The organism is Limosilactobacillus sp. (assembly GCF_040772465.1).
Lineage (GTDB): Bacteria > Bacillota > Bacilli > Lactobacillales > Lactobacillaceae > Limosilactobacillus.
Window position 1 is genome coordinate 26,740 of record NZ_JAXGYB010000006.1, and the last position, 22,164, is coordinate 48,903.

Below are 22,164 nucleotides of genomic sequence, written 5' to 3' on the forward strand. Positions count from 1 at the left end.
ATCCACATCGTTAGTTAGTAGGGCAAAGTTACTGCATTTTCCCGGCAGAGTCGGTATAATGTGTGCCTGGAGGACGAAAAGCAATGAAAGAAATTACACCAGTTAAAGTTCATCTAACAACGACCATTACCCAAGATGGTCAATCACAAAAATTTCACTTTGACGAAAGCGGCCAACTGGTTCGTTTCAACGAACACCAACGCTACCTGCGTTACGTTGAACACCAGCATGGCATTGCAACTCCGGTTCAATTTAAGCTGTTGGAAGATGCCCTGCAGCTGACCCGGGAAGGCGAGCCCAAGACAAACCTGACTTTTGATCAAAATAAAACGACCGCAAGCCAGTATCAGACCCAGTATGGTCAAATTGATTTGGAAGTAGTGACCAAGCAACTGGAAAAAGAAGTTGACTGGGAAGAACACTCGGGTAAACTAACGGTGGCTTACCAGTTGCACTCGCAAGGGATGCTGGTTGGTGACTACGAGCTGGCATTGCAATTCAATGCTTGATATTGTATTATAAAGTTTAGACTTTTTCGAAGGGATGTGCACCAGTTTGGATTTGAAGGTATTTGATGGCCAGGATAAGTCAGAGCTGTCAATGGTTGAGGTGGCCCACGCCATCCTTAATGAGCACGGTAAGGCGATGTCTTTTGTTGATTTGACCAACGAAATTCAACAATACCTAGGCAAAAGCGATGAAGAAATTCGTGAACGTTTGTCGCAATTCTACACTGACCTGAATATCGATGGCAGCTTCATTTCCCTCGGTGACAACACCTGGGGCCTTCGTTCATGGTACCCATACGAATCAATTGACGAAGCCACTGTCGGTGACAATGACGAAGATGATGAAGAACGTCCAAAGAAGAAGCGTCGCAAGGTCAACGCCTTCTTAGCTGGGACTGACGATGACGACGACGTGATCGACTACGACAACGACGACCCAGAAGATGACGACTTAGACGACACTGATACCGACACGGACAGCGACGACGATTATGACGAAGACAATCCAGATGATGATAACGACCTGGGTGACGACAACCTCGAGGATCAATTGACCGAGTTGCACAACGACGCCGATGATGACAGCCTCGATGATGGCGATGAAGAATAAATAAATTGATAAGTGCTGAAAAGGGTTGACTAATTGTCTCCCGGCTTGTACTATTTTCCAAGGGCGCCTAAGAATTCTTAGGCCTAGACCTTGTTTAAATGTTCCCCGTTTCTATTGGAAATGGGGATTTTTTGTTGATTGTAGACCGTTTTTGCATTAAAGGAGAGTGCACATGACCAAGTATATTTTTGTTACTGGTGGGGTTGTTTCTTCCCTGGGCAAGGGCATTGTTGCCGCATCACTGGGCCGACTGCTGAAGAACCGGGGCTTAAAAGTTGCCATTCAGAAGTTTGATCCATATATCAACGTTGACCCAGGAACGATGAGTCCATACCAGCACGGTGAAGTTTTCGTCACTAACGATGGTACTGAAACTGATTTGGACCTTGGTCACTATGAACGGTTTATTGACAACGACCTTAACAAATACAGTAACGTCACTACTGGTAAGATCTATTCCGAAGTTCTGCACAAAGAACGGCGTGGGGATTACCTCGGCCATACCGTCCAGGTTATTCCGCATATCACTAACGCCATCAAAGACAAGATCATGCGGGCGGGCCAAAGCACGGACGCCGAAGTTGTGATCACCGAAATCGGTGGGACCGTTGGTGACATCGAATCCCAGCCATTTATGGAAGCCATTCGGCAAATGAAGAAGGAAGCCGGTGCTGATAACGTCCTCTATATTCATGCTACCCTGGTTCCTTACCTGCGGGCTGCTGGTGAAATGAAGACGAAGCCGACCCAACACAGTGTCCGTGAACTTCGTGGACTTGGCATTCAACCTAACATTTTGGTTGTTCGGACTGAGAAGCCGATCACTGAAGAAATGCGTAAGAAGATTGCTCTGTTCTGTGACGTTGATCCAAAGGCCGTTATCGAATCACTCGATGTTCATACCTTGTACGAAATTCCGTTGAACTTGCAGAAGCAAGGCTTCGACCAACTGGTTTGTGACCACTTCGGTATCGATGCACCAGAAGCCGATATGCGGGAATGGACTGAAATGGTTCATCATATTGAAAACGACCTGACAAAGACTGTTCGGATTGCCATGGTCGGCAAGTACACTAACTTGCAAGACGCCTACATTTCTGTTAACGAAGCTTTGCGTCATGCCGGCTACCCTGTTAACGCCAACGTCAAGATTGATCACTTCAATTCCGAAACGATCAACGACGACAACGTTGCAGAAAAACTGGGCAAGTATGATGGAATCTTGGTTCCTGGTGGTTTTGGCTCTCGGGGAATCGAAGGCATGATCTCAGCTATCAAGTACGCCCGTGAAAACGACGTGCCGTACCTCGGCATCTGCTTGGGTATGCAGACGGCTTGCATCGAATTTGCCCGCGATGTTCTGGGCTACAAGGATGCCAACTCAACTGAATTTAACCCGAACACCAAGCACAATATCATTGACCTGATGGCTGACCAGGAAGATGTTGAGAACATGGGTGGAACCCAACGCCTGGGTGCTTACCCTTGCAAGTTGAAGCCAGGAACGGTTGCTGCCGCTGCTTATGGCAATAAGAAGCAGATTAGTGAACGCCACCGTCACCGTTACGAATTCAACAACAAATTCCGTGATGCGATGGCTAGCCACGGAATGGTATTCTCTGGTACTTCTCCTGATGACCACCTGGTTGAAGTTGTCGAATTGCCAGATAAGAAGTTCTTTGTTGCTTCCCAATACCACCCAGAATTCCTTTCTCGCCCGAACCGTCCCGAGGGGCTGTTTGCTGCCTTTATCAAGGCTGCAGCCCAAGGCAAGTAATCAGAAAGATTGCGAAACGATTTACCAAAGACGGTTGTAATTATCTAGGAAGTTAATTATCATGATTATGACTGTTTTTCACAGTGACGTGAAACTTTATTTTTTGAAACGAGGACGTTGAGCGATGAAAAAGATGATCATTAAAGGGGGAAACCGTTTAAGCGGTGAAGTTACTATTGGGGGCGCTAAAAATTCCACAGTGGCGCTAATTCCTGCTGCCATTCTCGCAGATACTCCGGTCCGTTTTGACACTGTTCCTGACATATTGGACGTCCATAACTTGATGATTATTCTGCAGTCGATGAACGTTAAATCATCTTTTAGTCACGGGGTCTTGGACATCGATCCTACCCAAATCGTAGAAGCTGAATTGCCAAGTAAGGCGATCAAGAGTTTACGTGCTTCATACTACTTTATGGGCGCTCTGCTTGGTCGCTTTCACCGGGCAACTTTGACTTTTCCTGGTGGGGATAATATCGGGCCGCGGCCAATTGACCAACACTTGAAAGCTTTTAAATCTCTAGGTGCAACGGTTTCCGAAAATAATGGGACCGTTCATCTTGAGGCGCCAGATGGGTTACATGGCAACCGTATTTTTCTCGATGTCGTTTCAGTTGGGGCAACGATTAACGCGATTTTGGCAGCAGTGCGTGCTGAGGGAACGACGATTATTGAAAATGCAGCACGTGAGCCAGAAATTATTGACCTGGCGACCTTCCTTAACAACATGGGTGCTGAAATTCGTGGTGCGGGGGCCACACAGATTCGAATTACTGGAGTCGATACGCTTCAGTCAATGAACACCCATACGGTAATTGCTGACCGCATTGAAACGGGAACTTATCTTTCTTTGGCTGCAGCAATGGGTGATGGGATAATGCTGAATAACGTTATTCCTGAGCACTTGGAAGCTTACACCAGTAAGATGATTGAAATGGGCGTCAAGCTCCAAATCGACAGTGATAAGATTTTTGTGCCAAAATCTGATAATTTACACGGCGTGAAAGTTAAGACCAACCCATATCCGGGTTTTGCAACCGATCTTCAGCAGCCACTGACACCACTGATGGCGAAGGCAGCTGGGCAGAGTACCATTCAGGATACGATCTATCCAAAGCGGGTAGGTCATATTCCGCAATTACAGAAGATGGGTGTTAATATCAGCGTTGACCACGGGATTATCACTGTTAAACACTCGCCTGAATTACATGGTGCTGACGTTGAAGCTGGTGAAATTCGTGCCGGGGCAGCGTTGATGATCGCGGCATTGATGGCTCATGGTACAACCGTGATTCATCATGCAGGCAATATCTTGCGCGGCTATGACCGGATCGTTTGGAAACTCAACCGCTTGAACGCCGACGTTGCGATCTCTGACGAAGACGAGAAAGTGGACATCCATTAATTGCGCTTGCATCGTAGCTGGAATTATGCTATCATGCAAAAGTTGACTAAACGAAGAAGAACTATGTTTCAGGCAATGATTCATGGCAAAGGAGAAATTATTATGAAGCAAGGAATTCATCCAGATTACCACCTGGTAGTGTTTGAAGATTCAGCTACCGGTTACAAGTTTATTTCCGGTTCTACCGCTACTTCTAAGGAAACGACGAAGTGGGAAGACGGTAACGAATACCCACTGATCCGGGTTGAAGTTACTTCTGACTCTCACCCGTTCTACACCGGCAAGCAAAAGTTCAACAAGGCCGATGGTGCGGTGGACAAATTCAACAAAAAATATGGTCTCAAGTAAGACTAATTCAGCAGTGGTTGTTGCCACTGCTTTTTTATTGTCTTGGTGCTTTTGGGCGGTTATACTGAAGGCTGATTAATAATTTTTGAGGGGATATTGTGATGAAGCAAAGACGTCCGTGGCTTCGTTGGATCACCATGGCCATTCTTTTAGTGGTTGGCTTAGTGTTGATCTTTAATCAGCCAATTAAGGAACAAATTGTAGCGACCTACCGGCCAAAGGTGACGCGGCAATCTATTGCAAACAATAACAAGAAAAAAGGCACCTATAATTTCAGCGATGTCAAAGATTTGAATCTGCAATCTGCTGCACGTGCTCGTGCCAGTCGACAGCAGATTAACATCATCGGAGAAATTTCAATGCCTGAAATTAATATGACCATTCCGGTTGCCAAGGGTGTAGACAACACAACGTTGGCTTTGGCTGCGGGAACGATGCGTCCAGGCATGAAGATGGGACAAGGCAACTATGCGTTAGCTGGTCATAATATGGCTAACGGAAGTAAAATTTTGTTCTCACCGTTGTATTACCACGCCAAGGTTGGTCAAATGGTGTATCTGACTGACTTAAAGCGGGTTTATGAATACAAGATCTATAAGCGTACCTTTATCGCGGCTACCCGCGTGGATGTAGTTAACAATACGAAGCAACCGATCATCACGATGGTTACCTGCGACGCAACTGGGGCGCGGCGTTTGTTAATTCGCGGTCATTTGGTAAAGTCAGAAGTGTTTAAGTCGGCACCGGCTAATGTTCAAAAGGCTTTTAGCTCGAAATACACAAATGGACGCTAATGAAAAATGAGGTTGAGCACTTGCTGCCCAACCTCATTTTTTTACTTATTCAAATATTCCTTGCACTTATCCAGCCAAGATGGCAAAGCGGTTTCCAGACTGTCATAAGTGTCACCAAAACGGTGCGTGTACCACGGGTCAGGAATGGCTTGGCCCTTTAAATCCGGCAGTAAGTCAAAGATAGCAAAGATTTGAGCATGACTACCTTTTGGCGCCATCATCTTTAAATCTTCCATGTTCATGTCGTCCATGCCGACGATGAAATCAGCTGTTTTAAAGTCTTGGCGGTTAACCTGGCGGGCATGATGACCGCGACCGTCCATGCCGTGCTTCTTCAGTTCGCGGCGAGCACCTGGATGCATCGGGTGACCGTGTTCTTCATCACTGGTTCCGGCGGAGTCCACCGTGATTTTGTCACTGAGTCCCGCGTCAGCGACCATTTTAGTGAACATGGTTTCCGCCATTGCGGACCGGCAGATATTGCCGAGACATACAAACAGAATTTTCATTGCTAAATCCCCCTATGGAGTTGATAGATTCATTTTACATTAAATTAGGCTCGAATGCAGGAGATGGGTCTTAGTGTCGGCAAGATAGTATCTTTTACGATTTAAAACTGGTAAAATTGTTGGTACCAATTCAAAGGAGTGAACCGATTTGAATACAACGACGATTGTTATTCTGGTAGTAATTGTCTTGCTTATCGTGTGGGGCGTTTTGATTTACAACAACTTAGTCAATCAACGGACCCACGTCCAAGAATCGTGGAGTCAGATTGATGTTCAGCTGCAACGGCGTAACGACTTGATTCCTAACTTAGTAGAAACTGTGAAGGGATACAGTAAGCACGAAGCTGATACTTTGGAAAAAGTAACGTCACTGCGTGCTGAATTGACCCATGTTCCGGCTGATGATCACCAGCAAAAGATGAACGTAGCTAACCAACTGACGGGTGCACTGCAATCCCTGATTGCCGTTTCTGAAAATTACCCGGACTTGAAAGCCAGCACGGAATACAGTCAACTGATGGAAGAGCTGAGCAATACCGAAAATAAAATTGCCTACTCCCGCCAGCTATACAACACGACGGCAGCTAACTACAATGCTAAGATTCAGACCTTCCCGGCTAACATTGTTGCCGGTTTTGGCCACTTCACTAAGATTGACTTCTTGAAGGCTCCTGAATCAGCTAAGCAGGCACCTAAAGTTTCTTTTAACGATGTGAAGTAAAATGCTCTACGAACAGATTGCACGCAATAAACGAAAAACAGTGTTGGTGATGGCAGGATTCTTCCTGTTGGTGGCCGTCATTGGGGCGGCACTTGGGTATTGGTTTGCTGGTTCAGCAGTTGCCGGTATCGTCGTCGCGGCAGTGCTAGCACTGGTCTACATGTCCGTGATGATCGGCCAGTCGACCGATGTGGTAATGAACATGAACCACGCTCACGAGATTCATTCGGCGCAGGAAGCACCCGAATTGTGGCACATCGTCGAAGACATGGCGATGGTTGCCCAGGTGCCGATGCCACGAGTTTTCATTATCGACGATCCCAGTCCCAATGCTTTCGCAACGGGTAATAACCCAGAACACGCTGCGGTAGCGGCGACATCAGGCTTGTTACAGATGATGAACCGGGAAGAACTAGAAGCGGTCATGGGCCATGAAATGAGCCACGTCCGCAATTACGATATTCGTTTGCAGACGATTGCCCTAGCTCTTTCGGCGGTGATCACGGCACTAGTTAACTTTGCCGGAAACTTTTGGTGGATTGGTGGATCCCGCAACCGTGATGACGACAATGATTCAGGCATTGGGATCTTTGCCGTCATCGGTTCCATTTTGCTGGTTATCTTGGCACCGTTGGCAGCAACGATTGCTCAGATGGCGCTGTCGCGTAATCGGGAATATCTGGCAGATGCCGGATCGGTTGAATTAACACGGAATCCCCAGGGAATGATCTCGGCATTACGGAAATTGGAAAATGTGCAGCCGATGAAACAGGCTGATCCGAACAGTTCAGCATTGTACATCACTGATCCGGAGAAAAACGCCAAACACCGCCGCTTTTTTGCCCACTTATTTGATACTCACCCGCCGCTAGAAGACCGAATTAAGCGAATTGAAGAAATGTAGAATTATAAGCTGAGAATTGCCTACTCGGAACTCCGGGAAGGTGGATTCTCAGCTTACGTTTGTTTTAGTGGCATGGATTAGCAGTGGTGATATAATAGGGTAGTTAAACTTAAGAAATGGTTAAGAAGAGGAAATCATGAAAATGAAAATAGGGGAGATTGCTAAGGCAATTTCCGTACAAAATGATGTGACCCCGTGGGCCGACCAAACGGTCACCAGCGTTGCCTTTGATACGCGGCAACTGGAAGCCGGGGCCCTCTTTGTTCCGCTTCAAGCGGCACATGATGGTCACCAATACGTTGACAATGCTTTTGCTAATGGGGCTGTTGCTACGTTGTGGGCCAGTGACCACCAGCCGGTACCTGAGGATAAGCCGGTTTTGGTTGTTGACGACCCCTTAGCAGCCCTTCAACGACTGAGTAAGTACTACTTGCATAAAATCAATCCGCTCGTCGTGGCTATTACGGGTAGTAATGGCAAGACGACGACGAAGGACTTAACAGCTTCTGTTCTGAGTACGCAATATAACGTGACGAAGACTCATGCTAATTTCAATAACGAAATTGGCGTTCCGGTTACCTTGCTCAACATGAATGCCAATACGGAGGCTGTTGTCGTTGAAATGGGGATGGATCGTTTCGGCCAGCTCGACAAACTTAGTAAGCTGGTCACCCCTGACGTAGCGGTCATTACGATGATCGGTGAAGCCCATATTGAATTCTTCGGTACCCGTGATAAGATTGCGGATGCTAAGATGGAGATCACTCATGGCCTGAAGGAAGATGGGACCCTGGTTTATAACGGGGATGAACCACTTCTCAGAGACCGGGTTCAGAAGGTTTCACAGGACACATTGACTTTTGGGCGCCAACTCAAAAATGATTTATATGCTACCAATGTGGATACGGATGATGATCACATTGAATTTACTGTTAATCAGTGGCCGGACATCAAGTTTACGGTACCGTTGGTTGGTGAATACAATGTTGATAACGCGATGGCAGCCATCCTCGTTGGCCAGCGTCTGCACATTACACCTAAGCATTTGGCAGCCGGATTAGCTCATCCTCAACTGACGGCTAACCGGGCCGAATGGGTAGATGGTAAAGCTGGCGAAAAGATCCTGAGTGATGTTTATAATTCAAACCCGACTGCGGTCAAGGATGTTTTATTAACGATGAAGACTTTGCCAGTTCATGGACGCCGGATTGTAGTGCTTGGCGATATGCTCGAACTGGGTAAGGCTGCGCCGCGTCTTCACGCGGGTTTGGCCGCTTACTTAGACCACAATGCTTTTAGCGAAGTTTACCTGGTTGGTAGTGAAATGAAATCGCTGTTGGATAAGCTTAAGGATAATGGCTTCCCAACAGATGATTTGCATTACTACCAAGCGGACCAGTTAGATCAGTTGGCAAACGACCTGAATGCTGACGTTCAACCAGATGATGTGGTTCTTCTAAAGGCAAGTCATGGTATTCATCTCGAAAATGTGTTGGCACAACTGACCACACAAGAAAAATAGAAATACACTGGCGGTTGAGTGCCGCCAAGGAGGATTTTTTTGAAGTTTAGTGAATTAGGCTTATCCAAAAGCCTGTTAAAAGCGGTACAACGTAGTGGTTATGAAGAAGCTACGCCAATTCAAGAACAGACCATTCCGATGGTGCTGGCTGGTGAAGATGTGATCGGTCAGGCTCAAACGGGGACTGGGAAGACGGCCGCTTTTGGTTTACCGATTATCGAACACGTTGATAAACAAAATCCCGCTGTCCAAGCTCTTGTTATTTCCCCTACTCGGGAATTAGCTATCCAAACTCAAGAAGAATTGTATCGCTTAGGTCGTGATAAGCACGTCAAAGTGCAGGTAGTATATGGCGGAGCTGATATCAAGCGCCAAATTCGCAGTTTGAAGAAGGACCCGCAAATTGTTGTCGGCACGCCAGGACGTCTGCGTGACCATTTACGGCGTCACACTCTGAAAATCGACCACATCCAAACTTTGGTATTGGATGAAGCTGATGACATGCTAGATATGGGATTCTTAGACGATATCGAAGCAATTATCAGTGAAACGCCAAAGGATCGGCAGACCTTGCTCTTTAGTGCTACCATGCCGGATTCCATTCGCAAGATCGGGGTTCAGTTTATGAAGGATCCCCACACCGTGCGAATCAAGGCTAAGGAATTGACGACGGACTTAGTGGATCAATACTACGTGCGGGCTAAGGAAAGCGAAAAATTTGATATGATGACCCGTTTGATCGACGTGCAGGATCCAGATCTAACGATCGTGTTTGGGCGGACCAAACGGCGGGTCGATGAACTGTCGCGTGGCTTAATTGCCCGTGGTTACAACGCAGCCGGGATCCATGGCGACCTTAGTCAGGAACGGCGTTCTAAGATTATGCGGCGCTTCAAGGATGGCAAACTCGATATCTTGGTTGCCACCGATGTCGCAGCACGTGGCCTGGATATCTCCGGTGTTACTCACGTTTATAACTACGACATTCCATCGGATCCTGACAGCTATGTTCACCGAATTGGCCGGACGGGTCGTGCTGGACATCATGGTGTATCGCTGACTTTTGTCACGCCTAACGAGATGGACTACCTGCACGAAATTGAGAAGCTGACCCACGTCCGGATGTTGCCACTGAAGCCACCGACGGCCGAAGAAGCCTTTCGGGGACAAGTGGCCAGCGCCTTTAACGACATCAACGAAATGCTGGCAGATGAGAATAACGCCCGCTATGAAGAGGCAGCGGAAAAGTTGTTGCAAAAGCACGACGCAACTGAGTTAGTAGCAGCGCTGCTCAATACGATCACCAAGGATGATGCTTCCTCCGTGCCAGTTAAGATTACGCCCGAGAAACCATTGCCTAGACGGCGTCGTTATGGAAATCACCACCGTAATAGTGGTTACCGCCACCACTCACCTCGTGATTACCGTGGGCGTGGAAAGCGGGGATTCAATGGCCGTCACCATCGTCGTCATGACCACGACAACAATGATCGTCATCGCCACACCAAGCGCCATGCTTTTAGCATTCACCATACTCATCACGAATAAAAAAAGCTGCCCTTGCAAGGCAGCTTTTTTCACGTTATGCTTAAGGTTCTGAAAAGGGAGTGGAAATGTGATTGCTGGAATCGGAATTGATGTGACTGAGCTGGGGCGCATTAAGGATGCCATTGCCAAGCATCCGCAATTTGCTCAGCATGTGTTAACACCTGTTGAATTAAAACAGTACCAGCAGTTTCACGGGCAACGGGCCATCGAGTATCTCGGTGGTCGTTGGTCACTGAAAGAATCCTTCAGCAAGGCGATGGGGACCGGCATTGGTCGAACGGTCAATTTTCAAAACGTTGAGATCATTGACCAAGCTAATGGCCGTCCCGTTGTCACCAAGTCACCTTTTGATGGCCGGGTTCACGTTTCCGTCAGCCATACGGATAAAATTGTGATGACAGAAGTTTTATTAGAGGAGAAAATAGACAGATGACAGTTGGGAGTTTACGTGATGCACACCTACGGATTGATCTAGGTGCTCTGCAGCATAATATTCGTGCCCAAAAAGCACAGTTGCCAGAAAATAGCCATATCTTAGCGGTCGTCAAGGCTAATGCTTATGGTTGTGGTTTGGACCAAGTTGCCCACGCAGCTTTGAAAGCCGGAGTCGATGGTTTTTGTGTTGCCATTTTGGATGAGGCACTAGACTTACGCAACCAGGGCATCAATGACCTAGCCCTTGTTTTGGGTATCACGCCGGTTAAGTTTGCTCGTCGTGCTGCTGAAAATGGGGTATCTTTGGCCGTCGGTTCTGTCCAGTGGTTAAAGGATTACCAGGCACTAGCTCAGCGCAGCCACATCAAGCAGCCGTTGCGTATCCACCTGGCGCTCGATACCGGAATGGGACGAATCGGCTTTACGGACGTTGATGAATTTGCAGAAGCGGTCAAGCTGGCTGAAGCACCAGAATTTGACTTTGAAGGGATCTTTACCCACTTTGCGACGGCTGATAGTGCTGATGAGACTTACTTCCATCAGCAATACAAGCGTTGGCAGGAATTTATGGCAGTGGTACCGAAGAAGCCTAAGTATTGCCACGTTGCAAACTCGGCTGTCGGCATGTGGCACCACAAAGAAGTCGTCGGCAATACCGTCCGGATGGGCATGTCAATGTACGGTGGTAACCCTTCTGGACGGGCACTCCAACCGACCCTGGATCTGCGTCCCGTCATGAGTCTGGCTGCCCGCATTACCTTTGTTAAAAAACTTCATGCAGGTCAGTCCATCGGTTACGGCAAGACCTACACGGCCAAACATGATGAGTGGATCGGCACTTTGCCGATTGGCTATGCCGATGGTTATGCCCGGGCTATGCAGGGCTTTTACGTCTTGATCAATGGCCAGCGCTGCGAAATCGTCGGCCGCATCTGTATGGACGAGATGATGGTTCGTTTGCCAAAGAAGATGCCGGAAGGTACTTTGGCGGTCTTCTTAGGACGGTCGGGTGACGAAACGATCACGACCAATGACATTGCTGATTATTCTGGAACGATTAACTATGAAGTGATGACCCGGATGAGTCGTCGCCTTCACCGTCAATACATTACGGAAAACCAAGGTTTTCGTTATTAAAAGCAAATCAGGGGTTGGAGAACTGGTCTCCAACCCCTGATTTTTTCATTGACGCTTAATTAAAGTTGGTTGGGTGCAGGTCTTCGACCTCCTGCACCTTGAAATTCTTCTTGGCCAAACGTTTTTTAATGCGTTCGATTAAGGCTTCATCGACACCATCCGGTAGCGTGAACATCATCACCTTAGAGGAACGCCCCGGTTCAGGGATGTCCAACGAGATGACATTGGCAATCGCAGAGTAGTGGGTGATTTCCTTAGCTGCAGCGACGAGGTTACCTCGTTCGTCGTGTTCAGCAGTAACACTCAAGACATAACTGCCGTTCTTGACGTTCCAACCTTCTGCCAGCATTTTCAGCAGGCGGGAGTGGGTCAAGATGCCATAGAAGTGATTATCCTCGTCTAGAACGGTGATGTATGGCAAATCTTTAATCGTAAAGAAGACCTTGAAGAAAGCGTCGTTGATTGAGATAAATTTAGTCGCGTTCTTCAAGAGAGTGGTAACGGGCAAGTTCATGTTACCATTGCGTGACTTGTGACGGTAGATATGCAGTTTGTAGATGTTGCCCCGAAAGATCTTGCCAGACGGATCTAAAACCGGAATACAACGGTAGCCGGTCTTTTCAAGGAGGTCGAGGGCCTCGTTTAAAGTGGCACTTTCTGGTAAAGTGGTGAGTTGATCTTTTGTTTTAATTAAGGTTTTAAAAATCATTGTTTTATCCCCAATAAATATTGAAACTTGTTTATGACCTCAACAATGATAGCATACTTTTAAATAAGATTGTTAGAATTAGATTAGAAAATTCGTGAATCTCCTTACCGATGCCTTTAGGTTGGGTTTGATTCTAAACTACGGTATAATAATAGCGGTTTGCTGGACGGGTGAAAGCCCCGTGCAGCCTTTTTGCGTTCTCATGGAAGGGAGAAATTTTAGATGAAGATGATTGTAGGTCTTGGTAATGTTGGCACCCGTTATGATGGGACTCGCCATAATACCGGCTTTATGGTGGTTGAACAGTTGGCACGTGATTACCATCTCGGCGCTTTCACTCATGCCAAGGTGGAGGCCGTCACCGTCAGTGGCATTATCCACGGTCAAAAAGTGATGCTGGTTAAGCCGACGACCTTTATGAACGATTCCGGCCGGGCCGTCAAGCCACTGGTTGATTATTACAAAGTAGGTTTAGACGACCTAGTCATCGTCAATGATGACCTAGACATGCCAGTAGGCAAAGTACGTTTAAAGACCCATGGCGCTTCGGGTGGTCACAATGGTTTGAAGAGCATTATTCACTACCTGGGGACCAAAGACTTTAACCGGATTAAGCTGGGTATTGACCATCCTAAACAGGGGACTGTTGTTTCCCACGTTTTGGGACGCTTTACGACTGAAGAACGACCGAAACAAGACGCAGCTATCGAACGGGCAGAACATGCCCTAGAAGATTGGATTCAGGGGTCAAACTTTGCGGAATTGATGAACAAGTACAACTAGGAGGCGATCAAGGTGCGGTTAACTACTTTGTTAGAGCAAAGCAGTCAGTTTAAACAGATCCTGTCTAGCTTGCAAAAGGGTCAACATCAACTGGTGACGGGGAGCGAAGGCGCTGCCCAGACTTTATTGTTCGTGGCCCTGCACCAGCACCTGCGTCACACCCAGTTAGTCCTTGTTGACAGCATGTTTCATCTGGAGGAGCTCAGCAACGACCTAACTAACCTCCTGCCTGAGGACCAGGTCTTGCCATTCCCGGTGGAAGAAAATTTGGCAACGGAAATCGCGACAAGCTCGCCTAACTACCGTTTGCAACGTGTACAAGCTCTTGACGCGCTGATTCACGATCGTCCAGCCATTGTCATTGCGACAGCTGCAGGATTGCGACGCAACCTTGTCGATCCGCAGGTGTTCGGTCAGGCGGCTGTCACGATTAAGCGCGACGGTGAAGTCGATCCGGAAAAAATGCGCTCCCAACTGAGTCTGATGGGCTATACCCGGCAAAAGATGGTATTGCGACCAGGTGACTTTGCAATCCGTGGTTCAATTATCGATGTTTACGCTTTGAACACTGACAATCCGGTGCGCATCGACCTCTTTGATACCGAAGTCGATTCGTTGAAGTACTTTGATGCCAGCAGCCAGCGTAGCATCAACAACGTGGACGAAGTGACAATTTTGCCGGCTACTGATTTGCTGATGGCAGCTGACGATACCAAGCGTTTGAGCAAAGATCTGCAAGACGAATATCAGCAGGTCGTTGCCGGCCTGACCGATCAAGATGACCAGCAGGCACATGACTTAAAGACTCGTTTTGACGACTTGATCAGTGCAGTTAACAAGCACGAACTGCCAAATGATCTGCTGGCTTATAGTAACTTACTATATCCCCACCATCATTCATTAATCGATTACCTGTCCGATAAAGGCTGTCTCTACATTAACAACTGGCAGCGCATCGGTGAAGCATTGAAGCGGATTGATGGGGACGAGCATGATTGGTTGACGGCTAAGGTTGAGGACCACCAGGTTAGCTCCACCAAGAGTCTTGGTAACGACGTCGAAGCTATTCTAGAAAGGGCTCCTCAGGCACAGATGTTTCTGGCCCTCTTCAAAAAGGGGATGGGCCGGCAGCGCTTTGACCAGCTTGTTGACTTGACAAGCCGGACAATGCAGCGCTTCTTCGGCCAGATGAAGTTGTTGCAGACGGAACTGCAACGCTGGCACGAGCAGAAGCAGACGGTAGTGCTAATGGCTAATAGTCAGGAGCGCCGTGATAAAATTGCTCAAACGCTGGCTGATTTTAAAATTCCGGTCGTCGAAACGAGCCTTGATAAGTTGCAGCCTGGTCAAACTCAACTGGTGGCTGCTAACTTGGCTAATGGCTTTGAATTGCCGGCCGCTAAGCTCGTTATCATTACCGAAGGCGAGATGTTTAAACAGGTTAAGAAGCGTCATCACCGCCAGCAGAAGTTAGCCAACGCCGAACGGATTAAGTCTTATACAGATTTGAAGCCTGGTGATTATGTCGTGCACGTTAACCACGGTATCGGTCTCTTCAGTGGTATTAAGACGATGGAAGTCGACGGTGTTCACCAGGACTACATTGTCATTAATTACCGTAATAATGCCCAGGTCTACGTCCCGGTTACCCAGCTGCACCTCGTCCAAAAATACGTGGCCAGCGAAGGTCGCCGCCCACGGCTAAACAAACTGGGCGGTAACGAATGGGCCAAGACAAAGCGGCGGGTCTCTGCTAAATTGGAAAACATCGCCGGCGAGTTGGTCGATCTCTACGCTAAGCGGCAAACGGAAAAGGGTTATGCCTTCCCCAAGGACGACTATCTGCAGGATAAGTTTGACAACGAGTTCCCGTATTCGGAAACCCGTGACCAGCTGCGGAGCATCAAAGAAGTCAAGACCGATATGGAAAAGCCCCAACCAATGGACCGCTTGCTCGTTGGTGACGTCGGTTTTGGTAAGACTGAAGTGGCTTTACGGGCGGCCTTTAAAGCCGTCACGGGCGGTAAGCAGGTGGCTTTCCTGGTGCCCACGACGATTTTAGCCCAGCAGCACTTTGACACGATGAGCGCTCGTTTTGCTGATTTTCCGATCAAGATCGCGCTGATGTCACGGTTCAAGACCAATGCGGAAATGAAGCAGACGGAAAAAGGTTTGGCGGACGGCTCAATTGACATTGTCGTCGGTACCCACCGAATTTTGTCCAAGGACATTCATTTTCACGATCTTGGTTTGCTGATCGTCGATGAGGAGCAACGCTTCGGGGTCAAACATAAGGAACGCTTGAAGCAGATGAAAGCCAACGTGGATGTGCTGACCCTGACGGCGACGCCAATTCCGCGGACGTTGAACATGTCGATGCTCGGTGTTCGTGATTTGTCCGTCATCGAAACCCCGCCTGCCGGGCGTTACCCGATTCAGACCTACGTGATGGAAGAAAATGCGGGTGCCATCCGTGATGGGATCATGCGTGAAATCCAGCGTGGCGGCCAAGTCTACTATCTTCACAACCGGGTTCAGGATATTGAACGAACGGTTAGTGACCTGAAGAAATTGGTGCCAGAAGCGCGGGTTGGTTACATTCATGGTCAGATGACCGAACAGGAGCTGGAAGGTGTGCTCTACGAATTTATCCGTGGGGACTATGACGTTCTGGTAACGACGTCGATCATCGAAACCGGGGTGGACATACCTAACGTCAACACCCTCTTCGTGGAAAATGCTGACCGGATGGGTCTCGCCCAGTTATACCAGATTCGGGGACGGATCGGCCGGTCTAACCGGGTGGCATACGCCTACTTCATGTACCAGCGGAATAAGGTCTTGACCGAGCAGGGTGAAAAACGTTTGGCTGCTATCCGGGACTTCACGGAGTTAGGCAGCGGTTTTAAGATCGCAATGCGTGACCTGTCGATCCGTGGTGCCGGCAATTTGCTTGGCAAACAACAACACGGCTTTATCGATTCGGTAGGCTACGACCTCTATTCCGACATGCTGGCTGAAGCTGTCGCTAAGAAGCGTGGTAAGAAAGTGGCAGCCCACACTAACTCTGAAATTGAATTGGGCGTTGAAGCTTACTTGCCCGATGACTACGTCGATGACCCCCGTCAAAAGATTGAACTCTACAAACAGATCCGTAAGGCACGAACTGATGATGAAGTGATGGACATCGAAGATGATCTGATGGACCGCTTCGGTGACTACGGACCGGCGGTGGCCAACCTATTGAAGATTTCTCAGATTAAGAACTCTGCAGATAGCGCGATGATCGATAAAATCAACCGGCAACGCGACCAGATCCACTTACTGTTTAGTAAGACAGGCAGTACGTTGATCAGTGGACGCGACGTGATCAAGGCAATCAGCGAGACCGGTTTTAAAGCAACACTGGGTGAAGGTAAAGATGGCGCCATGAAGGTGCGCTTAGTTATCCAACCCAAGATGAAGCAGGACGACTGGCTGGATCAATTGCAACAGTTGGTAGACAGCTTAGCCGAGAAGGTACAGGGTGCAAGTAATGAAAAAGAAGCAAGTCCTGCCTAAGGTATTAACGGGCACACTAATTTTATCGATAGCCGGATTGATCAGTAAGATCCTGAGTGCCGTCTACCGGGTTCCTTTCCAAAACTTGGTTGGCGATGTCGGTTTTTATACCTACCAACAGGTTTATCCCTTTTACGGTCTGGAAGTGACTTTAGCATTAAGCGGTCTGCCAGTCTTCATCTCAAGGCTGATCGCGGAACAGGAAAGTGAAGAGCGACAGCGTGCAGTGGCCCAGCGGTGTTGGTGGATCTTAGCAGTTGTAGGCGTTATTTTGACGCTTCTTTTAGCATTAGGCGCACCATGGCTGGCTGTGGCTATGGGTGATCCAAATTTAAAAATGGTTATCCGTGGCGTCGCTCCGGTGTTCTTATTGATGCCATGGCTGGCAGTGGGTCGTGGCTTTGCTCAGGGACAATTGGAGATGCGTCCCACTGCTTTTTCACAGGTCGGTGAGCAAGTGGTCAGGGTGACGATTATCATTGCTGTAGCCATTTTAGCTTGGCAGAACCACTGGAACGTTTACCGGATGGGGATGCTAGCGATGAGCAGTGCACCGGTTGCTGCCGTGGTGGCATTACTGATATTAATCCCAATCTGGCGACAGATTTGGCAACCAGTTGATAATAAATGGCGCCCGGCTTGGCAGCCACTGGTCAGTCGACTCTTGCGTGAAGGCGTGCTTTTGTGTTGGCTGGCTTCGATCATGGTAGTCTTACAGCTAGTGGATTCTTTTACCGTTAAGCGTGGTTTAGTAGCTGATGGTTTTAGTATTGTCACTGCTAATGCTTTAAAGGGAATCTTTGACCGGGGACAGCCATTGGTGCAACTAGGAATGGTGGTGGCAACATCATTTTCAGCAGCCCTATTGCCGACTTTGGCAGAACACTGGCAAAAACACGAGTTCACAGCTTTTAGCACGACTTACCACGTCTTAAATCACGTTGCTATCGTGATGGCAAGTCTAGCGACTGCTGGCTTAGTCTTTTTAATGCCGCAGATCAACCAATTGCTGTTTGTATCGCGTCGTGGCAGTGGTGCTTTAGCAATCATGATGCTGAGTATTCCGCTGGTCACAGTGATTTCGATGGATTGCAGTGTTTTGCAAAGTACCAATCGCTTGCGTCCGATGGCGATCTCTTTGCTAGCGGGTCTGGTTAGCAAATGCCTGATCAACTTTATTTTGGTTGATCATTTGGGTATTGTTGGTGCTAGTTTAGGAACTGTGATCAGTCTAGGAATTACTGCTGTCATCACACGAATGTCATTGCCTGAAATTTTGAAACAACAACGTCAAAGCAGATTTGACGGGATGGTGTTAATGATTGCTCTCGTCATGGGAATCATTGTCTATGGACTAGCTCATCTGCTGGGACTTTGGCTGGGGACTAGTCGTCTTGCGATGATTGCAATACTGGTGATCACTATTCCGATGGGCGTTGTTATTGCGGGCTTTTTGACGTTGAAAACTAACTTGTTGTCCCCAGAAGAATGGATGGTTCTTCCTGGAGGGCATCAGGTTATGTCAATGAAAAAGAAATGAGGTTAAATTAATGAGATTAGATAAGTTTTTGAAGGTTTCGCGGATCATCAAACGGCGGACGGTTGCTAAGTCAATTGCCGACCAAGGACGGATTTTAATCAATGATAAGCAAGCTAAGTCCAGTAGTAGCGTGGCTGCTGGGGATGTGCTCACTATCAAGTTTGGTAATAAGACTGAAAAGGTTAAGATCAACAAAGTGGTCGAAACGACGAAAAAAGCTGAAGCTGAGCAGATGTACTCGATTATCGATGAACAATATGCTCACGATTACAGCAATCCTTTCTAAAAGATTGTTACATTTGTGTAATACCTGTCTAGAAGCTCTAGACAAAAGATCTGGCGGGTTGTTATACTGCCATTAGTGCAATTTTTTAGGAACGGAGGAACGATTGATGGCACGTTCATTGGGGCACGTTTCACAAATTAATACGCCTTATTCTCAACAAAAACAGGCTCAGGCGGCTGTGAATGCCCGCTACGCGGCACGAGTTCATGCCAAAAGGCGGCGGGTTATTGTCGGTGTTACTTTGCTTTTGGTGCTGATTTTTGGTTTTCAAATTATTAGTACCCGACATTCATTAGCACAAGTCAATAGCCAGATTACGCAAACTCAGCGTAGCCTCAAGCAAAAACAATCCACCAATCGCCAGTTAAAGGGACAGGTTAAATCACTGCATAACCCTGATTATCTCCAACAAGTATTACGTTCTAAGTACAATTATGCTAAAAAGGGTGAAACCTTATATAACTTAGGCAACTAAAATTGAATGATTTAAAAGAAGCTGGGAAGATGAATTCTGGGCTTCTTTTCTTTTTACACAACGTTTTCGTATCATTTGAGATAATTGTTATGTTATACTCAATGTATTATCAATTAGTTAAGAAAAAGGATTAGGAGGACCTTGTAAGTTCATGGCAGTAGAAGTTGGCGAGAAAGTAAGTGGCAAGGTTTCGGGTATCACAAACTTTGGTGCCTTTGTCGATTTAGATGACAATCAGACCGGACTTGTTCACATTAGTCAGATCTCAGATAGTTTTGTTAAGGATATCCACGACGTGTTATCTGTCGGTGACACAGTAACGGTTAAAGTAATGAAAATCGGCGACGACGGAAAAATTGCCTTGTCGATGAAGGAAGCTTTGCCAAAAGAAGAACGGCATCATGAAGGCCATGGTCATGAACATGGTTTCCACCACGAGCGGCGGAATGATTTCCATCATGATCACGAATATCATTCGCATGGCCGCTTCCATGACAACCATGGACCACGGGGTGGTTTTGGTGGTCGGCAACACCACCAGCAAAACGAAGACTTTAACGACATGTTAGGCGATTACATGAAAGAAAGCGAAACACGTTTGTCGACTTTGAAGCGACAAACAGATGGCAAGCGTGGTGGCCGTGGCGGTCGGCGTCGTTAATGACAGATATTTTTAATAGAATGAAGCGGGACCTTTTAGGGGACCGCTTTTTTAATAGGACGCCAGTCGTGATTGTTGCCGTGTCGACAGGTGTCGATTCGATGGTTCTTTTAACGATGCTGCAAAAAATGGGGACGGCTTGTCCCAGGATAGTCGTCGCTCACGTCAACCACGAGTTGCGGGACCAAAGCCGGGAAGAGGAGTCATTTCTAAAAGATTATTGTCGGCAGCACCATTTGGTTTGTGAGGTGCGTCATTGGCCTCGAGGCGAACACCCGCAGCACGGGATTGAAGCTGCTGGCCGGCATATCCGTTACCATTTTTTTGCCGAATTGATGAAGAAATATGGTGCATCGGTCGTCATGACTGCTCACCATGCCAATGACCAAGCTGAGACTATTTTGATGAAGCTGACACGTGGTGGTGAATTGGACCAAATGCTGGGATTACGTTATCGACGTCCCTTTGCCAGTGGTTACCTGATTCGTCCGCTGCTAAATATCACAAAGGCTGAATTGCGCAATTATGCAGAGCATCACCAGATCAAATGGTATGAAGATGCCACCAACGCTGATTTGACGATTCAACGCAACCGCTATCGTCACAAGATTTTGCCGGCTTTACAACGCGAAAATCCACAAGTGATTGAACACCTTGGCCAATTTCATAGCCAACTCAGTCTCTTAATGCAATTTCGTGATGAACAAGTGGGACGCTTGTTAAAGGAATGCACTTGTGAGAAGGGTTTGCAGCTGGGAAATTATTTAAAATTAAGTGGTAGTGCCCAACAGTTAGTCTTATTAGCTTGGTTGAAGCAGATGGGAATAGTAGATTTAAAAGAAGGACTGGTCACTGAAATTACGCGTTTAATCCGTAATGATGGTAAACCACAAGCCCGCCTATCCTTACCAGTTGGCCGAGTGCTGGTCAAAGACTATTCACACTTGATGGTGGTTGTCGCTGATAAACCAGAAAAAAGGACCCAACAAAGGGAAGGGGCTGTGGTAAAATTAGGCCAATGGTTTTCCACGAGGAAAGGTCAGGTGGCCGTTTCACCTGGTGTTCAACCTGGTGAAAATACGGAACTAGTAGCGAAAATGTGGCTGCGTGATTCGCAATTTCCACTGCGATTAAGGATCTGGCACAGCGGCGATCGCTTGCGTTTGCGCAGCGGACATCATCAACGGGTTAACCGCATCTTGATTGATGAGCACGTTCCGTTAAAAGAACGTGCTAGGCAGTTGGTATTGGTAGATAGTCACGGCGCTGTGCTATGGGTTATTGGCCGCAAAACTGCTTGGTACGATTATCCCAGTGCGGGCACTGTGGGTGGTCACAACTATTTCCTTGTGAGACGATCGAACAAACGGGAGGATCAAAGACAGAATGAATAACGACATTGAACGCGTCATTTACAGCGCGTCGGCAATTCAAAAACGGGAAAAAGAACTAGCTGCTCAACTGAGTGATGAATACCGTGGCAAGAAACCGGTCATCGTTTCGGTTCTGACGGGGGCTATTCTTTTTACCGTCGATGTTTTTGATAATATGGACATCTTTGCCCAACTTGATTTCATTGATGTGTCTAGCTATGGTGGTGGCACCCAATCCAGTGGCCATGTCAAGCTTGTACATGATTTAAAGAATGATATTAAGGGCCGGGATGTTCTCGTGATGGAAGACATCGTGGATACTGGTAGGACTCTTAAGTTCCTCGTCGATTTGTTGAAGGATCGCGGTGCCAATAGCATCAAGGTTTGTTCGATGTTGGATAAGCCTGAGGGACGTGTTGTGGACGTGAAGGCTGACTATGTCGGTTTTAACGTGCCGAATGAGTTCTTAGTTGGCTATGGCTTAGACTACGATGGTTATTATCGGAACCTACCATACGTAGGTGTTTTAAAGCCATCAGTTTACCAAAAATAAGCTA

22 protein-coding genes are annotated in these 22,164 nt (G+C 47.4%); 20 read left to right on the forward strand and 2 right to left on the reverse strand.

The window, feature by feature from the left end; genetic code table 11:
- The first annotated feature begins 83 nt into the window (after nt 1-83).
- The 6 genes from AB3114_RS06675 (at nt 84) to AB3114_RS06700 (ending at nt 5,443) form a co-directional block, all read left to right on the forward strand.
- Nucleotides 84-509 (forward strand): DUF1934 domain-containing protein, encoded by a 426-nt coding sequence (locus AB3114_RS06675; protein WP_367342485.1) that lies wholly within the window; start codon nt 84-86, stop codon nt 507-509.
- Between the two features lie 46 nt (nt 510-555).
- A complete protein-coding gene (gene rpoE / locus AB3114_RS06680) occupies nt 556-1,119 on the forward strand; it encodes a DNA-directed RNA polymerase subunit delta (RefSeq protein WP_367342486.1) in 564 nt (187 codons plus the stop codon).
- Nucleotides 1,120-1,291: 172 nt separating this feature from the next.
- Nucleotides 1,292-2,896, forward strand: coding sequence for a CTP synthase (locus AB3114_RS06685; RefSeq protein WP_367342487.1), 1,605 nt, complete (start codon nt 1,292-1,294; stop codon nt 2,894-2,896).
- 124 nt (nt 2,897-3,020) lie between these two features.
- Nucleotides 3,021-4,301, forward strand: a complete 1,281-nt coding sequence (locus tag AB3114_RS06690; RefSeq protein ID WP_367342488.1) for a UDP-N-acetylglucosamine 1-carboxyvinyltransferase — start codon at nt 3,021-3,023, stop codon at nt 4,299-4,301.
- Nucleotides 4,302-4,403: 102 nt separating this feature from the next.
- On the forward strand, nt 4,404-4,649 hold the full coding sequence (locus AB3114_RS06695) for a type B 50S ribosomal protein L31 (protein WP_283582823.1): 246 nt from the start codon (nt 4,404-4,406) through the stop codon (nt 4,647-4,649).
- 101 nt (nt 4,650-4,750) lie between these two features.
- Nucleotides 4,751-5,443 carry a class A sortase gene (locus AB3114_RS06700; protein ID WP_367342489.1) on the forward strand — a complete coding sequence of 231 codons (693 nt, stop codon included), beginning with the start codon at nt 4,751-4,753 and terminating at the stop codon, nt 5,441-5,443.
- A gap of 41 nt (nt 5,444-5,484) precedes the next feature.
- Here AB3114_RS06700 and AB3114_RS06705 read toward each other — a convergent pair whose 3' ends face one another.
- A complete protein-coding gene (locus tag AB3114_RS06705) occupies nt 5,485-5,952 on the reverse strand; it encodes a low molecular weight protein-tyrosine-phosphatase (RefSeq protein WP_367342490.1) in 468 nt (155 codons plus the stop codon).
- Between the two features lie 148 nt (nt 5,953-6,100).
- On the opposite strand from AB3114_RS06705, the gene AB3114_RS06710 reads away from it, so the two are divergent.
- The 6 genes from AB3114_RS06710 (at nt 6,101) to alr (ending at nt 12,219) form a co-directional block, all read left to right on the forward strand.
- Entirely contained in the window at nt 6,101-6,673 is a 573-nt protein-coding gene (locus tag AB3114_RS06710; RefSeq protein WP_367342491.1) for a LemA family protein, read from the forward strand.
- 1 nt (nt 6,674) lies between these two features.
- Nucleotides 6,675-7,577, forward strand: coding sequence for a zinc metalloprotease HtpX (htpX, locus tag AB3114_RS06715; protein WP_367342492.1), 903 nt, complete (start codon nt 6,675-6,677; stop codon nt 7,575-7,577).
- 136 nt (nt 7,578-7,713) lie between these two features.
- Nucleotides 7,714-9,099 (forward strand): UDP-N-acetylmuramoyl-tripeptide--D-alanyl-D-alanine ligase, encoded by a 1,386-nt coding sequence (gene murF, locus AB3114_RS06720; RefSeq protein ID WP_367342493.1) that lies wholly within the window; start codon nt 7,714-7,716, stop codon nt 9,097-9,099.
- Between the two features lie 39 nt (nt 9,100-9,138).
- The gene (locus AB3114_RS06725; RefSeq protein ID WP_367342494.1) at nt 9,139-10,647 is read left to right on the forward strand and encodes a DEAD/DEAH box helicase; all 1,509 of its coding nucleotides are present in this window, start codon (nt 9,139-9,141) and stop codon (nt 10,645-10,647) included.
- A 67-nt stretch (nt 10,648-10,714) separates the two neighbouring features.
- Nucleotides 10,715-11,080: a holo-ACP synthase gene (gene acpS, locus AB3114_RS06730; RefSeq protein WP_367342495.1), complete on the forward strand. Its 366-nt coding sequence runs from the start codon at nt 10,715-10,717 to the stop codon at nt 11,078-11,080.
- Nucleotides 11,077-12,219: an alanine racemase gene (gene alr, locus AB3114_RS06735; protein ID WP_367342496.1), complete on the forward strand. Its 1,143-nt coding sequence runs from the start codon at nt 11,077-11,079 to the stop codon at nt 12,217-12,219. Before acpS ends, alr begins: the two co-directional genes overlap by 4 nt.
- A 55-nt stretch (nt 12,220-12,274) precedes the next feature.
- On the opposite strand, the gene cbpA is transcribed toward alr, so the two are convergent.
- Nucleotides 12,275-12,928 (reverse strand): cyclic di-AMP binding protein CbpA, encoded by a 654-nt coding sequence (cbpA, locus tag AB3114_RS06740; RefSeq protein ID WP_367342497.1) that lies wholly within the window; start codon nt 12,926-12,928, stop codon nt 12,275-12,277.
- Between the two features lie 222 nt (nt 12,929-13,150).
- On the opposite strand from cbpA, the gene pth reads away from it, so the two are divergent.
- The 8 genes from pth to hpt all read left to right on the forward strand — a co-directional run bounded on the left by pth (nt 13,151) and on the right by hpt (nt 22,160).
- Entirely contained in the window at nt 13,151-13,711 is a 561-nt protein-coding gene (gene pth / locus AB3114_RS06745; protein WP_367342498.1) for an aminoacyl-tRNA hydrolase, read from the forward strand.
- A 12-nt stretch (nt 13,712-13,723) separates the two neighbouring features.
- Entirely contained in the window at nt 13,724-17,272 is a 3,549-nt protein-coding gene (gene mfd / locus AB3114_RS06750; RefSeq protein ID WP_367342499.1) for a transcription-repair coupling factor, read from the forward strand.
- Entirely contained in the window at nt 17,247-18,812 is a 1,566-nt protein-coding gene (locus tag AB3114_RS06755) for an oligosaccharide flippase family protein (protein ID WP_367342500.1), read from the forward strand. The genes mfd and AB3114_RS06755 overlap by 26 nt, the downstream gene beginning before the upstream one ends.
- Before the next feature lie 10 nt (nt 18,813-18,822).
- Entirely contained in the window at nt 18,823-19,098 is a 276-nt protein-coding gene (locus AB3114_RS06760) for an RNA-binding S4 domain-containing protein (RefSeq protein WP_367342501.1), read from the forward strand.
- Nucleotides 19,099-19,204: 106 nt separating this feature from the next.
- Nucleotides 19,205-19,573: a septum formation initiator family protein gene (locus tag AB3114_RS06765; protein ID WP_367342502.1), complete on the forward strand. Its 369-nt coding sequence runs from the start codon at nt 19,205-19,207 to the stop codon at nt 19,571-19,573.
- A gap of 151 nt (nt 19,574-19,724) precedes the next feature.
- The gene (locus tag AB3114_RS06770; RefSeq protein ID WP_367342503.1) at nt 19,725-20,234 is read left to right on the forward strand and encodes a S1 domain-containing RNA-binding protein; all 510 of its coding nucleotides are present in this window, start codon (nt 19,725-19,727) and stop codon (nt 20,232-20,234) included.
- Nucleotides 20,234-21,628 (forward strand): tRNA lysidine(34) synthetase TilS, encoded by a 1,395-nt coding sequence (gene tilS / locus AB3114_RS06775; protein ID WP_367342504.1) that lies wholly within the window; start codon nt 20,234-20,236, stop codon nt 21,626-21,628. Before AB3114_RS06770 ends, tilS begins: the two co-directional genes overlap by 1 nt.
- Complete coding sequence (hpt, locus tag AB3114_RS06780) at nt 21,621-22,160, forward strand: hypoxanthine phosphoribosyltransferase (RefSeq protein WP_367342505.1); 540 nt, start codon at nt 21,621-21,623, stop codon at nt 22,158-22,160. The genes tilS and hpt overlap by 8 nt, the downstream gene beginning before the upstream one ends.
- The last annotated feature ends 4 nt before the right edge of the window (nt 22,161-22,164 follow it).

Bases quoted from the DNA above. Each gene is read 5' to 3' on its own strand.
- murF (WP_367342493.1), top strand. From the start codon at position 7,714: ATGAAAATGAAAATAGGGGAGATTGCTAAGGCAATTTCCGTACAAAAT.
- AB3114_RS06760 (WP_367342501.1), top strand. From the start codon at position 18,823: ATGAGATTAGATAAGTTTTTGAAGGTTTCGCGGATCATCAAACGGCGG.
- AB3114_RS06770 (WP_367342503.1), top strand. From the start codon at position 19,725: ATGGCAGTAGAAGTTGGCGAGAAAGTAAGTGGCAAGGTTTCGGGTATC.
- hpt (WP_367342505.1), top strand. From the start codon at position 21,621: ATGAATAACGACATTGAACGCGTCATTTACAGCGCGTCGGCAATTCAA.
- AB3114_RS06765 (WP_367342502.1), top strand. From the start codon at position 19,205: ATGGCACGTTCATTGGGGCACGTTTCACAAATTAATACGCCTTATTCT.
- tilS (WP_367342504.1), top strand. From the start codon at position 20,234: ATGACAGATATTTTTAATAGAATGAAGCGGGACCTTTTAGGGGACCGC.
- AB3114_RS06685 (WP_367342487.1), top strand. From the start codon at position 1,292: ATGACCAAGTATATTTTTGTTACTGGTGGGGTTGTTTCTTCCCTGGGC.
- AB3114_RS06755 (WP_367342500.1), top strand. From the start codon at position 17,247: ATGAAAAAGAAGCAAGTCCTGCCTAAGGTATTAACGGGCACACTAATT.
- AB3114_RS06700 (WP_367342489.1), top strand. From the start codon at position 4,751: ATGAAGCAAAGACGTCCGTGGCTTCGTTGGATCACCATGGCCATTCTT.
- pth (WP_367342498.1), top strand. From the start codon at position 13,151: ATGAAGATGATTGTAGGTCTTGGTAATGTTGGCACCCGTTATGATGGG.
- AB3114_RS06690 (WP_367342488.1), top strand. From the start codon at position 3,021: ATGAAAAAGATGATCATTAAAGGGGGAAACCGTTTAAGCGGTGAAGTT.
- cbpA (WP_367342497.1), bottom strand. From the start codon at position 12,928: ATGATTTTTAAAACCTTAATTAAAACAAAAGATCAACTCACCACTTTA.
- alr (WP_367342496.1), top strand. From the start codon at position 11,077: ATGACAGTTGGGAGTTTACGTGATGCACACCTACGGATTGATCTAGGT.
- AB3114_RS06695 (WP_283582823.1), top strand. From the start codon at position 4,404: ATGAAGCAAGGAATTCATCCAGATTACCACCTGGTAGTGTTTGAAGAT.
- AB3114_RS06675 (WP_367342485.1), top strand. From the start codon at position 84: ATGAAAGAAATTACACCAGTTAAAGTTCATCTAACAACGACCATTACC.
- AB3114_RS06705 (WP_367342490.1), bottom strand. From the start codon at position 5,952: ATGAAAATTCTGTTTGTATGTCTCGGCAATATCTGCCGGTCCGCAATG.
- htpX (WP_367342492.1), top strand. From the start codon at position 6,675: ATGCTCTACGAACAGATTGCACGCAATAAACGAAAAACAGTGTTGGTG.